Raw genomic sequence first — 12,980 nt, forward strand, 5'->3', positions numbered from 1 at the left:
GCACATGTGCTAAGCGGTGATCGCCACCTCGTTGCCCCGCAACGGTTTCCTTGCCGACGACCGATGTGGACGCTCACGCTTTGGAGCCCCCTCGGAATCGGCCGGCGGCGCGCAGCGCCTCCGTTGAGGGTGGCGGCGGGGGCATGGATGGATCGGCCGGCGGCGCGCAGCGCCTCCGTTGAGGGTGGCGGCGGGGGGGCATGGATGGAGTGAGGGGGCTCTAACGGACAGTGCTTACGGGGCGATGATGAGCGGAACTTCCGGCGAGGGCCCGTCCGACAACGGAATCTGGTACCGCTGCGTCACGTACGAAGCGATGGTGTGGAACAGCGGCGCGGCGGAGTGCCCGACCGGCAGCGTCGTGTCCGGCGCGTCCAGCCGGATCCCGACCACGAACCGCGGGTGGTCGGCGGGGAGGATGCCGGCGAAGGTGATGTTGTACAGGTGGTCGCTGTAGGCCTTCGTCCGCGGGTCGACCTGCTGGCCGGTGCCCGTTTTCCCGGAGATCTGGTAGCCCTCGACCGCCGCCGTCGGCGCGGTGCCCTTCTGCAGGCCCTTGCCGTTCTGGGCGACCGCGCGCATCATGTCGCGCACCGTCTTCGCGGTCTGGGGGTCGACCACCCGGACCGACTTCGGGGCCGGTTCGGGCACGGTCGTGCCGTCCGGGTTCACCTTGGCCTTGACGATCCGGGGTTCGACGCGCACGCCGTCGTTGGCGATCGCCTGGTACATCCCGGCCATCTGCAGGATGGTCATCGACAGCCCCTGCCCGATCGGCAGGTTGCCGAAGGTGGTGGCCGACCACTGGCTGCGCGCGGGCACCACACCCGAGCTCTCGCCGGGCAGGCCGACGCCGGTGCGCTGGCCGAGGCCGAAGGACTTGAGCAGGTTGGCGTACCGCTCCTCGCCGATCTTCTGCGCCAGCAGCAGGGTGCCGATGTTGGACGACTTGGCGAAGATGCCGGTGGTGGTGAACGTCTGGGTGCCGTGGGTCCACGCGTCGTGCACCGTCTTGTCCGCCACCTGCAGCGCCCCGGGCACCTCGACCGTCGACTCCGGCGTCGCGACGCCGTATTCGATCGCCCCGGTGGCGGTGACGAGCTTGTTGACCGACCCGGGTTCGAACGGCGTGGTGACCGCGGGGTTGGCCAGGTCGTCGGTGTTCCAGGTGCTCTGGTCGTTGGGGTCGAACGTCTTGTCGTTGGCCAGCGCGTAGACCTCGCCGGTCTTGGCGTCCATCACGACGGCCTGACCGCCCTTGGCGTGCGACTGCTGGACGTAGTCCGCCAGCTGCCGCTGCACCTCGTACTGCAGGTCGGAGTCGATGGTCAGTTCGAGGTCCGAGCCGGGGACGGCGGCCTGCAGGTCGCGCTCGGTGCCCGGGATGACGACGTTGTCGCTGCCGTTCTTCGTGTTGACCATCATCCGGCCCGGCGTACCCGCGAGGTCGTTGTCGCGCAGCAGCTCGAGCCCGACGAGCCCGTGCAGGTTGTGCTTCGACACGTCCTTGTCTTCGGACCGCCAGTTCGCGGCGCCGACGATGTTGGCCGCCAGGCCACCGCCGGGGTACTCCCGCAGCGCGCGCTTCTCGACGCCGATCCACGCGAAGTGCTTCACGATGTCGGCGGCGATCGACGGCTCGACGTTGTTCACCAGGTAGGTGAAGGAGGCCTGCTTGTGGAACAGGTCCAGCAGCTGCTGCTCGTTCAGCTGGTTCGGCACCTTGGCCGCGATGTACTTCGCGGCCGCTGCGGTCTCGGTGTCGAACGTCTTCTTGGTGCCGGGGTTCTTCGCGGCGAAGTCGTCCATGCTCTTGTGCAGTGCCTTGAGGTTCACCGAGAGCGTGCGCACCTCGACGCTGAACGCCAGCTTCGCGCCGTTGCGGTCCATAATGGACCCGCGCTGGGCGGGGATGTCGATGGTCTGGGTGCGCTGCCGCTCGGCCGCGGCCGAGAGCGCCGCGGCGTCGAACCACTGCACCTGCACCAGTTTCACGCCCGCGACGATCAGCACGGCGACCAGCAGCAGGCGCACGGCGGAGAACCGGCTGCGGTGCCCGCCGTTCCCCCGCCGGGCGGCCGCGCTGCGGGTGCCGGCGGCGTACGTCCGCCGCGCGCTGCCCACCGAACGGGCCCGGGCCTGGCTGCGGCCGGAAGCCATCACTGGCCGCCTCCCGGCTGGGCCGGGGGCTGCTCTTCGGCGGGCACGGCGGGCTGGTCGCCCTCGATCGGCGCGCCCTGCTGCGACTGCGTGCCCGCGGCGGGCGCGGCGGGCGGCGCGGCCGGCACGACCGGGGTGTCCGCCTTGGCCTTCTTGGGCTCGCCGACGAGCGAGGTCTTCCCGTCCGGGCCGACGACGATCCGCGCCGGGTCACCGCCGGGCACCATGCCCAGCTGCTGGGCCGCGGGGGCCAGCGAAGCGGGCGACTCGGCCTTGGCGACGTCGCGCTGCAGCTGCTCCTTCTGCTCGGCCAGGTGCGCGTTGGTGGTGCGCAGCTGCTCGAGCCGGTAGGAGTCGGCGATCGCCTGCGTGGTCAGCCACAGCGTGGTCGCCACGCCGGCGGCCAGCAGCGCCATCATCATCAGCACGAACGACGCCCGCGACTTCGGCAGCAGCGCCTTCAGCTTGAACTTCGGCTTCTCGGCCAGCTCGGCGGGCCGGGCCTTCGGCTCCGGGCGCGCCTCGCGCTCCTTGAGCAGGTCGGCGCGCTGGGCGCGCCGGGCGTAGGCACGCTCGGCCGCGGACGTGCGGCCGCGCGAGGAGCGCCGGGACGGTGCCTGGTCCGGCTCGACGGTGCCCGTCGAGGTGCGGGCGGCCTCGGTGCGTCCCTGCGTCGCCTGCGCGGCCCGGCGGCGGGACTTCGCGGGAGCGGTCATCGCGGCTCTCCGATCCTCTCTGCGGCCCGCAGCCGCACCGAGGCGGCCCGCGGGTTCCGTTCGATCTCCTCTTCGCCGGCCTTCTCGGCGCCGCGCGTCAGGAGCTTCAGCTCCGGTCCGTGTCCCGGCAGCTCCACCGGGAGCCCTTCCGGGGTGCGCGACTTCGCGAGCTCGGCCAGCGCCTGCTTGACCAGCCTGTCTTCCAGGGACTGGTACGACTCGACGACGATCCGGCCCCCCACCGCGAGCGCGCCCAGCGCGGCCGGCATGGCCCGGCGCAGGACCTCCAGCTCGCCGTTGACCTCGATCCGCAGCGCCTGGAACGTGCGCTTGGCCGGGTGTCCGCCGGTGCGGCGGGTGGCGGCCGGGACGGCGTCGTAGAGCAGCTCGACCAGCCGGCCGCTGCTGGTGAACGGTTCCTTCTCCCGTGCGGCCACGACGGCTTTGACGATCCGCTGCGCGAAGCGTTCCTCGCCGTAGTCCCGCAGGATCCGGACGAGCTCGCCGGGCGCGTAGGTGTTGAGCACGTCGGCGGCGGTGAACCCGGTGGTCGGGTCCATCCGCATGTCGAGCGGCGAGTCCTTGGCGTAGGCGAAGCCGCGTTCGGCGCGGTCCAGCTGCATCGACGAGACGCCGAGGTCGAACAGGATGCCGTCGGCCTTGGCGATCTTCAGCCCCTCGAGCGCTTCCGGGAGCCCGTCGTAGACCGTGTGCACGAAGTCGACGCGGTCACCGTGGCGGGCCAGCCGTTCCGCGGACTTCTCGAGCGCGGCGGGGTCGCGGTCCAGCGCGACGAGCCGCAGTCGCGGGAAGGTCTCCAGGAGGGCGTCGGAATGCCCGCCGAGGCCGACCGTGGCGTCCACGAGGACGCCGTCGCGGTCGGCGAACACGGGAGTGAACAGCTCGACTATCCGGTCGAGCAGCACCGGGACGTGCTCGGGTGCCGTCATCGTTCCCTCCCCCTCTCTTGCCTGAGCGGCCCGGGGGAAATATGGCGGATGCCGTCAGGTCCCTGTCCGCCCGCTGCTGACCTGGTACCGGGGAAGGTGCACCAGGGCCATTGAGCGGACAGAGGCCTCACGGCATCCGGGTGGGCTTCCCCCACGGCGCGCGGGCGGCGAACCTCTCGTCCCCCGACGACGAAGGTGCACCGCGACCGCACGTCTAGAAGACGCCCGGCAGTACTTCCTCTCGAGCCTTCGCGTAGCTGTCTTCGTGCTCCTCCAGGTAGCCCTGCCACGCTTGGGCGTCCCAGATCTCCAGCCTGGTGATCGCCCCGATCACCACGCACTCCTTGGTGAGCCCCGCGTAGCGGCGGAGCTCGGGCGCGATGGTGATGCGCCCCTGGCCGTCAGGACGTTGCTCGTCCGTGCCGGCGAACAGGTAGCGCTGGTAGGCCCGAACCGCCTCGTTCGTGAACGGGGCCTCGGCGACCTTGCGCGCCATCTGCTCGAACTCGGCGCGGGGGAAGACGAAGAGGCAGTGGTCCTGCCCCTTGGTAAGCATCAGCCCACCCGCCAAGGCGTCACGGAACTTCGCGGGCAGCGCGAGCCGCCCTTTGTCGTCCAGCTTCGGGGTGTGGGTGCCGAGGAACACGGCCTCCACCTCCCTACCGCCCACGGTGGCGAACCACCCCGGACGGCCACGGGGCTTCCCTTCCGCCCCACTGGCCACCACCGTACCCCACTTTTCACCACAGTCAACGCGACAAAAGCGCGGACCACTCCGTCGAGTGTTCCGTTTGCGCAGGTCAGCCGGGTGGGGCCTGGTGGGGGGCGTGGTGGGGGACGGTGGCCAAGATCCCCCGCACCGGGGGCCGGAGCAACCTCAGCTGTTCCTGAAACGTCCGTATAACGGCCGCGAAAGAACCCCAAGCCCGCTCAGTGGGGCCCAGTGGGCCACCCGGTGGGTCAAGGTGGGGACCCAGGTGGGGTCCCGTGGGGGACGCGGGTGGGGTCCCGTGGGGAACCGCGCGTGACCAGCGAGGCATCACCCGTGCTTGCCGGGGCATCACCCGTGATTCGCGGGGCATCACCCCGCCGAGCCGAGTCGTCCTCCCAATCACGCGTGATGCCCCGCTGATCACACGTGATGCCTCCTCAATCACGCGTGATGCCCCTCCAGTCACGCGTGATGCCTCTCGGCGGTCAGTCTTCGGGGGTGAGGAGGGCGGTGACGCGGGCCGCGAGTCGGGTGCTGTCGACCGGGCTGACCGTCACCCACTCCGCCCCACCCCGGCCCGGCGTCTTCGTCGCGCAGTAGGCCCCGACGTCGGTGTCGAACCACGTCAGCCCGCCGACCCGCGCCACCCGGCCCGACGCCGACCGGCGGCGCACACTGAACTGCCCCGCCGCGTACACCGGCCGCGCCTGGATCGCCCGGACCTCCTCCAGCTGGGCCGACGCCGTCCCCGACGCAACCTCCGAGGCGAGCGTCGACGCCGGGAGGCTGACGCCGTAACCCGGCCCGGCCGCCAGCTCCGGCAGGACGTCCACGATCGCCGAGGCGAGCTCGCCCTCGCGGATCGAGTCCAGGCCGATCGTCTGCTCCGGCTGGGTCGCCAGCACGCCGCGACGGCCGCGGGCCGCGGTCACCGCGCGGAACGGCGTCGCCGACGTCATGTCCGCCAGCGCCTCGCACGCCACGAACACGTCCGCCTCCGCGAGCAGCTCCAGCCGCGAGGCCAGCGCCGTCTCCAGCCGGGACCCGTCGTAAAGGCCCCGCGACGCCAGGTTGGCGTAGACGGCCTTCCGCACCTCGGCGCGCTCGGCGTCGGTGACGCCGACGCTGCGGACGCTCAGCGGTTCCGGCGGCCGGTCGTGGCCGAGGTCGGTCCAGAGGATGTCGAACGCCGACGCCGAAACCCGGATCAAGCCCGCCCCAGCGCCGGCGGAGCGGGGAACGTCTCGGCGGGCACGTGCCCGCGCAGCGCGGTGTCCCGCGTCCGGAGGACGTCGATCGCCTTCTGCCGCGCGGCCTCCGCCTCGGCGCGCCGGGCCGCCATCTCGCCGGCCAGCCCGGCCAGGACGAGCACGTTCCCGCTGGACGCCGCGTCGCGGATCATCGCCGCCGGGTCGTAGGTCACCGGCGGCGGCATGTCGGCCCTGGCCCGCGCGGCCACCTCGGCCTGCGCGCCGACTGCCTGGCCGACCGAAGCCGAGACGGCGGCCGAGTGCGCCAGCCACTGCGCGGCCCGGCCCAGCGCCGCCCGCGCCGCGTCGCCGGCCTGGCCCCGCCAGTGCTCGTCGGAGGAGGCGACCAGCGCGGCGACGTCGGCGGTGGACTCCTGCAGCCGTTTCGCCAGCCCGTCCCAGCGCGCGCCCGCTTCGCCCGCGGCGACCGGGTCGTTGCCGCGCTCGACCTCGGCGGCCATCGCCTCGTGGCTGTAGGCCTCGTACCGCGCGGTGGCGACGGGTGGTTCGGGCACGGGCACCTCCTGGTCAGGGCAGCTTGGGTTCGACGAGCCCGGCCACCGTGCCCGCGCGGCGGCACGCGAGCGGGGTGTCCGAGAAGCCGGTGTTGCTGACGTCGATCTGCACGCTGGCGCCTTCGCCGACCCCGAGGAGCACGGCGCAGGTGCCGTCGGCGGCCTTCTTGTCCGCCACCTGCAGCGCCGGGTGGGCGCCGACCTTCGTCTTCGTGGCCGTCTTCTTGGCGATCTGCAGGTCGGCCAGGCTGTCGGTGGCGCTGAGGGTCACCGTGACGCCGAAGGTGCCGGGCACGCTCCAGTCGCACGCGCGGGCGCCGGCGATGTCCTTCGGCTTGCCTAGGACGCTGATCCCGGCGGTCGAGCGGTCCTGCGGGGTGAGCAGCGTGCAGGGGTCGAGCGCGGCGAGGCCGGTCCAGGCGACCGGCGGGGGTGTGGTCGTGGCGGAATCGGACGGGCGCCCCGCGGCGGCCGGGTGCTGGCCGCAGCCGGCGAGCGGGAGTAGAAGGACGGGCGCGAGCCACCGCGCCCTCGGCCGCTCACCCACCGGTGCAGTCCACGCCTTCGGCCGCTTGCTCGTCCGCGTGCCGGTACTTCGCGACGGCCTCGCCGATCCGCTCCTTGAGCGTTTCCAGCTCCTTGCCGAACGCGGTCAGCTGTTGCACCGCCGAGCCCTGGCCGCCGATGCCGTACTCCGCCATGAACTCGCCGATCTCCCCGGCGTAGCCACCACCCAGCGGCACGCTCCGGCCGAGCACCTTGGCCTCGCGCACCATCTCGCCCACGACGTCCTGGAGCCGGCCGAGCTTCGCGTACGCGTCCGTGGCCAGCTCGGGGGCGACCGCGAAGCCGCGCGCGTCGAACGGCGGCTGGGTTCGCAGCTCGCTCATAAGCGATACGCCTCTCCGAAAGCGGACACAGCCGGGCGATCTCCAAGCTTACGACAGAGCAGGGCGTCAGCGGGAGCACCCAGAATCGGGTGAATACCCACCCGTTCGGGGTATCGTGCCTGCTTGCGCAGTGTCATCACCCGCGGTGCCGGAAGTCCTCGCGGGGTTCCGCCCCCCGGTTCGCCCGGGTTTGACACACTGGGTGGAAGGCTGGTCGCTGCGCGCGGACAGCAGCGAGGGGGCCGTTCGGCCCGGCGGTGCGCACAACGCGCGCGGCCATGCGCCACCAGGAGGTCGAGTGACGTCGAGAATCCAGTCTGCCGCGCCCGGATCGGGCGAGCAGGCATCCGGGCGGCCGCCTTACCCGGCGGAGCCCTCGGGCAACGGCCGGGTCCACGGTCACCCCGGCAGAGTGCCGCTGGACGAACTGCACGACACCGCGCGCCGGATCGCCGCCAACGTCGAACGCGTGCTGGTCGGCAAGCCCGACGTCATCCGGATCGCGCTGGTCACCCTGCTCGCCGAAGGCCACCTCCTGGTCGAGGACGTGCCCGGCGTCGGGAAGACGTCGCTGGCCAAGGCCCTCGCGCGGTCCATCGACTGCACGGTCAGCCGCATCCAGTTCACCCCCGACCTGCTGCCGAGCGACGTCACCGGCGTCTCCATCTACAACCGCCAGTCCGGCGAGTTCGAGTTCCGCCCCGGCCCGGTGTTCGCGAACATCGTGGTGGGCGACGAGATCAACCGCGCCTCGCCGAAGACGCAGTCGGCGCTGCTGGAGTGCATGGAAGAGCACCAGGTCACCGTCGACACCTCGACCTACCGCCTCGAGCAGCCGTTCATGGTCATCGCGACCCAGAACCCGATCGAGATGGAAGGCACGTACGCCCTCCCCGAGGCCCAGCGCGACCGGTTCACCGCGCGCGTCTCCATCGGCTACCCCGACCAGCAGGCCGAGCTGGCCATGGTCGACGAGCACGCCGGCCACAACCCCCTGGAAGACCTGCAGCCGGTGTCCGACGGCGAGACCGTGCATCGCCTGATCGAGACGGTCCGCGCGGTGCACATGGCGCCGGAGGTCCGCCGGTACGCCGTCGACGTCGTCGCGGCGACCCGGCAGGTGCCGGAGATCCGGCTCGGCGCGTCCCCGCGGGCCACGCTGCACCTGGTCCGCGCCGCACGGGCGCAGGCCGCGCTGTCGGGCCGCGACTACGTCGTGCCGGACGACCTGCACACGGTGGCGGTCCCGGTGCTGGCGCACCGCCTGGTGCTGACCACGGAGGCCCACGCGGCCCGCCGGTCGGCGACCGACGTCGTGCGCGCGGTGCTGCACCGGGTGCCGGTGCCGCAGGGTTCCCGGCCGTAGCGGTGACATCCGGGGCTGCGCCCCAGGTCGGGGGCTCCGCCACCCGAACCCCCGAAAAACATCGGCCGCCGAAGGGGAAGAGAACGGCATGCTGCGTGCCCTGTCCGGCCTGACCACCCGCGGCCGCTGCCTCCTGGCCGCGGGGATCGCCGCCGCGGTGTGCTCGTTCGTGCTCAACGAGCGCGACCTGCTGCGGGTGGCGGTGTTCGTGGTGGCGCTGCCGCTGCTGGTCGCCGCGTTCATCTCGGCGACCCGGCTGCGCATCGGCGCCACCAGAACGCTGCGTCCGCAACGGGTCGCGGTCGGCGGCAACGGCGAGGTCCAGCTGGAGCTGTGGCGCAGCGGGCGGCTGCCGGCCGGCGAGATCCTGCTCGAGGACGGCGTCCCGTACGCGCTGGGTTCGCGGCCGCGGTTCGTCGTCGAACGGCTCCCGCACGACCGGCGCGTCGCCCTCCGCTACCCGCTGCAGCCGGTGCTGCGCGGGATCCAGCAGGTCGGGCCGCTGCGCGCGACGATCACCGACCCGTTCGGGCTGTGCGAGTTCGAGCGCGAGCTGATCGGGCATTCGCGGCTGGTCGTGGTGCCCCGGGTGGTGCCGCTGTGGGGCCTGCCGAGCGGCGCGGGCATCGGCGTCGGCGACGACGGCACGGTCCGGCTGCACGCCGGGCAGGGCGAGGCCGACGTGATCGTCCGCCAGTACCGGCAGGGTGACGACCTGCGGAAGGTGCACTGGCGCTCGACGGCCCGCCGCGACGAGATCATGGTCCGCGTCGAGGAACGCCCGTGGCGCGGCGGCACGACGGTGCTGCTGGACCACCGCGCGGCCGCCCACCACGGCGCCGGCCCGGCGGCGAGCCTGGAGTGGGCGGTGTCGTTCGCGGCGTCGGCGGCGCTGCACCTGCGCCGGTCCGGCCACCGCGTCCGGCTGGTGAGCGAGCACGGCGTCACCCTGGCGGACACCCCGGGCGACGGCGGCGACCACTACGACCACGTGGTGCTGGACGCGCTCGCGGCCCTGCAGCCGGCGCACCAGCGCGACATCACGCTGGCCGGCGACCCGGCCGAGGGCCAGGAGCTGATCGCGGTGCTGGGCACGGTGAGCACGGAGGCGGTGCACGAGCTGACCCAGTACCGCCCGCGCGGGATCAGGAGCCTCGCGGTGCTGCTGGACACGCCGACGTGGTCGGCGGGGGTGACGGCACCGGAGCAGCGAGCGGCGGCCACGGAGGATTCGGCGGCGCTGCTGCGCGCGGCCGGCTGGGGCGTGATCGTCGCCGGACCGGGTTCACCGATGCCGCAGGTGTGGGCCGAGCTGTGCCGCAGCGGCGCCCGCCGCGGCACGCTGATCGGGGGGCCGCGATGAACATCGCCCCTCCATCGACCGCAACCCGCCACCACACCTCGATCGGGGGTTCGCGATGAGCACCGCCGCTCCCCCGCGGAAGTTCGACCGGCCCGCCCCGCGGCCGGAGCGTCCGCTTTCCGCCTGGCGCAGCAGCATCCTCGCGCCCGTCGCCGCCGGGGTGGCCACCCTCTGTGCCGCGACCTCGGTCACCAGTGTCGTCTCCGGGCTGGCCTGGTTCGGGTACCTGTTCGTCGCCGTCCTGCTCATCGGGGCCGCCGGGCTGGCGCTCCGGTCGCTCCAGGTCCCGACCGTCCTGGTCGGCTTCGGCCAGCTGCTCGTCCTGCTCTTCCTCATCACCGGCGCCTTCACCACGCACGGCATCCTGCAGGTCATCCCGGGCCCGGAAGCGTTTTCCGAGATCGGGACCACGCTGTCGGCCGCCGCCGAGCAGATCCGCGTCGGGCTGCCGCCGGTCGAAGGCAGCCAGCCGATCCTGTGCCTGGTCACCATCCTGATCGGGCTGGTCGCCGTCCTCGTCGACACGCTGACCGTGGCCGCCGCCGCACCCGCCGCCACCGGGCTCGTGCTGCTCTGCGTCTACGCCGTGCCGGCCGCGCTGAGCGAAGAGATGCTGCCGTGGTGGACGTTCCTGCTCGGCGGGGCGGCGTTCGCCGGCCTGCTGGCCGTCGACGGCAACCACCGGCACCAGCGCTGGCGCACCCGCGAGGCGCCCGGGCGCAGCGGCAAGCCGGGCGTGCTGTCCGCGCCGGTCGCGGTCGTCTGCGCGGCGATCGTGCTCGGCCTGCTGGGCGGGGCGATCACCTGGGTCGGCACCGTCGGGCGGATGCCGTTCGGCGAAGGCGGGAACGGCCCCGGCGCGGGCTCCGGCGGCTTCGGCATCCAGCCGTTCACCGAGCTGCGCGGCATGCTCGACCAGGGCGCCAACCGCGAGCTGTTCAAGGTCCGCGGCCTCGGCACCGACCGGCGGCTGATGCGCGCGATGACGCTCGACACCTACTACCCCAACAAGGGCTGGGGCCTGCACGACGAAGGCCGTTCGCAGCAGGGCGTCCCGGTCGGGCCGCAGCTGCCGCCCGCACCGGGCGACGACGGCACCGGCACGGCACGCCGGATCGACGTCGAGCCGACCAGCTGGCGGGACAACTGGCTGCCGGTGTACGGCGCGCCGCGCGTGATCGACGGCGCGGCCAGCGGCTACCTCTACGACCAGGTCAGCGGCACGGTGTTCACCACCCGCAGCGAGGCGCCGCCGGCGTACACCGAGTACGCGTCGCTGAAGGAGCCGACGGCCGCCGAGCTGCGCGTCACCGCGCGGGTCGACGACCTGCCGCCGCGCTACACCCAGATCGACCAGGTCGACCAGCGCGTCCGTGCGAAGACCGAGCAGCTGATCACGGGCGCGACCAACGACTTCGACCGGGCGTCGGCGATCTGGCGCTACTTCACGGCGCAGCAGGGGTTCGTCTACGACACGAAGACCGCGCCGGCGAACGACGCCGACGCGCTCGCCGACTTCATCCTCAACGGCAAGCGCGGCTTCTGCGAGCAGTTCGCCTCGGCGATGGCCGTGATGCTGCGGGTCGCGGGCATCCCGTCGCGGGTGGCGATCGGGTTCACGCCGGGCGTGCAGGTCAACGACTACCTGTCGGTCACCACCCAGGACGCGCACGCGTGGGTCGAGGCGTACTTCGGCGACAAGGGCTGGGTGACGTTCGACCCGACGCCGCTGTCCGACGGCCGTGGCATCACCCCGTCGTACCTGCAGGCCGGCCCGCAGAACGGCAACCAGCCGGACGACACCCAGGTGGCGCCGAGCACGGTTCAGTCGAGCGCGGCGCCGACCGGCGTGCCCCGCGACAACGAGCCGAACCTCCCGGCCCAGACGGCCAAGGACGCTTCGGACGGCGACGACTGGCTGTTCGACCTCGCGTTGGTGCTGGCCGCGCTGGGCACGGCCGGGCTGATCGCGGCGAGCGTGCTGCGGCGGGTGTCCGGCGGCGGGCGCCCCCGCGCGCCGGCGTCCGGACCGCCGGAAGCCGACCGGAGCGAGGGCGCGCTGCTCGTGCGAGCGCCGGCCCTGGTGGCGGCGCCGTCCCGGCTCCAGGCGCTGCTGGGCTGGCTGCCGCTGCTGGCGGTGGGCCTGTGGATCACGGCGATCGGCCTGCTCGCGGCGACGGTGGCCTGGTGGCTCGGGGTGCTGGCGGTGGTCCTGCAGCTGCTGGCGGCGGGCCCGGCACTGGCCCGCGAGACGCTCCGCCGCCGACGCTTGCAGCGCATCGTCCAGCAGCAGCCGGGCGCGGCCGACGCGGCGTGGGCGGAGCTGCGGGCGGAGTGCGCCGACCGCGGCCTCCCGATCCCGAGCAGCGACACGGTCCGCGTGGCGGGCCAGAAGCTGGCGGCCAAGCACCACCTCGACGAAGACGGCCGCGACGGCCTCCGAACGGTGATCGGCGTGCTCGAGCGGTCGTGGTACGGCGGAGACGACGCACCCCAGCCGGAGCTCCCGCCGGCGTTCGAGGGGCTGCGGCGGAGCCTTCGCCGCAACGCGCCGCTTTCGTGGAAGGGAAAGCTCTTCCCCCGCTCGGTCTTCCGCAACCGCGACTGACCCCCACCCCGCCCGGCCGAGTTCCGCCTCGGATCACGCGAGATCCGGGGTTGGTCACGCGAGTTCGGGGCCGGCTCACGTGTGGGCGGGAGCGAGGGCGCGGGTGGAGCGGCCGTTTAGGGCATGGCGTGGGAGAGATCAGCCGAGCGCGGAGCGAGCGCGGGCGAGGCGGGGCGAGCGGGCAAAGGCAGGCGAGGCGAGCGCAGGCCAGGCGGGGCGAGCGGGCAAAGGCAGGCGGGGCGAGCGCAGGCCAGGCGGAGCGAGCGCGGGCCAGGCGGGGCGAGCGCGCGCCAGGCGGAGCGAGCGGGCAAAGGCAGGCGAGGCGAGCGCAGGCCAGGCGGAGCGAGCGCGCGCCAGGCGGAGCGAGCGGGCAAAGGCAGGCGAGGCGAGCGCGGGCCAGGCGGGGCGAGCGCGGGCCAGGCGGGGCGAGCGGGCAAAGGCAGGCGAGGC

Annotated in this window: 11 protein-coding genes; 3 read left to right on the forward strand and 8 right to left on the reverse strand. The window is 73.3% G+C overall.

Translation table 11 applies throughout. The features are described from left to right. Positions 1–234 precede the first annotated feature (234 nt). The 8 genes from ACWEGE_RS21500 to ACWEGE_RS21535 form a co-directional block, all read right to left on the reverse strand. Complete coding sequence (locus ACWEGE_RS21500) at positions 235–2,160, reverse strand: peptidoglycan D,D-transpeptidase FtsI family protein (protein WP_449662210.1); 1,926 nt, start codon at positions 2,158–2,160, stop codon at positions 235–237. Then, the gene (locus tag ACWEGE_RS21505; protein WP_449662211.1) at positions 2,160–2,876 is read right to left on the reverse strand and encodes a hypothetical protein; all 717 of its coding nucleotides are present in this window, start codon (positions 2,874–2,876) and stop codon (positions 2,160–2,162) included. Before ACWEGE_RS21505 ends, ACWEGE_RS21500 begins: the two co-directional genes overlap by 1 nt. After that, positions 2,873–3,826 (reverse strand): 16S rRNA (cytosine(1402)-N(4))-methyltransferase RsmH, encoded by a 954-nt coding sequence (gene rsmH, locus ACWEGE_RS21510; protein WP_449662212.1) that lies wholly within the window; start codon positions 3,824–3,826, stop codon positions 2,873–2,875. The genes ACWEGE_RS21505 and rsmH overlap by 4 nt, the downstream gene beginning before the upstream one ends. 214 nt (positions 3,827–4,040) lie before the next feature. Further along, entirely contained in the window at positions 4,041–4,472 is a 432-nt protein-coding gene (gene mraZ / locus ACWEGE_RS21515) for a division/cell wall cluster transcriptional repressor MraZ (protein WP_310972684.1), read from the reverse strand. A 551-nt stretch (positions 4,473–5,023) separates the two neighbouring features. After that, the gene (locus ACWEGE_RS21520; RefSeq protein ID WP_449662213.1) at positions 5,024–5,749 is read right to left on the reverse strand and encodes an ESX secretion-associated protein EspG; all 726 of its coding nucleotides are present in this window, start codon (positions 5,747–5,749) and stop codon (positions 5,024–5,026) included. Further along, positions 5,746–6,303 (reverse strand): PPE domain-containing protein, encoded by a 558-nt coding sequence (locus tag ACWEGE_RS21525; protein WP_449662214.1) that lies wholly within the window; start codon positions 6,301–6,303, stop codon positions 5,746–5,748. The genes ACWEGE_RS21520 and ACWEGE_RS21525 overlap by 4 nt, the downstream gene beginning before the upstream one ends. A gap of 13 nt (positions 6,304–6,316) precedes the next feature. After that, complete coding sequence (locus ACWEGE_RS21530) at positions 6,317–6,850, reverse strand: DUF3558 domain-containing protein (RefSeq protein WP_449662215.1); 534 nt, start codon at positions 6,848–6,850, stop codon at positions 6,317–6,319. Beyond that, a complete protein-coding gene (locus tag ACWEGE_RS21535; RefSeq protein WP_449662216.1) occupies positions 6,843–7,193 on the reverse strand; it encodes a hypothetical protein in 351 nt (116 codons plus the stop codon). The genes ACWEGE_RS21530 and ACWEGE_RS21535 overlap by 8 nt, the downstream gene beginning before the upstream one ends. A gap of 298 nt (positions 7,194–7,491) precedes the next feature. On the opposite strand from ACWEGE_RS21535, the gene ACWEGE_RS21540 reads away from it, so the two are divergent. The 3 genes from ACWEGE_RS21540 to ACWEGE_RS21550 all read left to right on the forward strand — a co-directional run bounded on the left by ACWEGE_RS21540 (position 7,492) and on the right by ACWEGE_RS21550 (position 12,530). After that, positions 7,492–8,559 (forward strand): AAA family ATPase, encoded by a 1,068-nt coding sequence (locus ACWEGE_RS21540; protein ID WP_449662217.1) that lies wholly within the window; start codon positions 7,492–7,494, stop codon positions 8,557–8,559. 88 nt (positions 8,560–8,647) lie between these two features. Further along, positions 8,648–9,922 (forward strand): DUF58 domain-containing protein, encoded by a 1,275-nt coding sequence (locus tag ACWEGE_RS21545; protein WP_449662218.1) that lies wholly within the window; start codon positions 8,648–8,650, stop codon positions 9,920–9,922. 55 nt (positions 9,923–9,977) lie between these two features. After that, positions 9,978–12,530 carry a transglutaminaseTgpA domain-containing protein gene (locus tag ACWEGE_RS21550; protein ID WP_449662219.1) on the forward strand — a complete coding sequence of 851 codons (2,553 nt, stop codon included), beginning with the start codon at positions 9,978–9,980 and terminating at the stop codon, positions 12,528–12,530. Positions 12,531–12,980 lie beyond the last annotated feature (450 nt).

It is taken from the genome of Amycolatopsis sp. NPDC004747 (genome assembly GCF_053601335.1).

What these genes read in the sequence shown, in the direction of transcription:
- ACWEGE_RS21500 (WP_449662210.1), bottom strand. Translation starts at nt 2,160, where the DNA reads ATGGCTTCCGGCCGCAGCCAGGCCCGGGCCCGTTCGGTGGGCAGCGCG.
- ACWEGE_RS21505 (WP_449662211.1), bottom strand. Translation starts at nt 2,876, where the DNA reads ATGACCGCTCCCGCGAAGTCCCGCCGCCGGGCCGCGCAGGCGACGCAG.
- rsmH (WP_449662212.1), bottom strand. Translation starts at nt 3,826, where the DNA reads ATGACGGCACCCGAGCACGTCCCGGTGCTGCTCGACCGGATAGTCGAG.
- ACWEGE_RS21535 (WP_449662216.1), bottom strand. Translation starts at nt 7,193, where the DNA reads ATGAGCGAGCTGCGAACCCAGCCGCCGTTCGACGCGCGCGGCTTCGCG.
- ACWEGE_RS21545 (WP_449662218.1), top strand. Translation starts at nt 8,648, where the DNA reads ATGCTGCGTGCCCTGTCCGGCCTGACCACCCGCGGCCGCTGCCTCCTG.
- ACWEGE_RS21550 (WP_449662219.1), top strand. Translation starts at nt 9,978, where the DNA reads ATGAGCACCGCCGCTCCCCCGCGGAAGTTCGACCGGCCCGCCCCGCGG.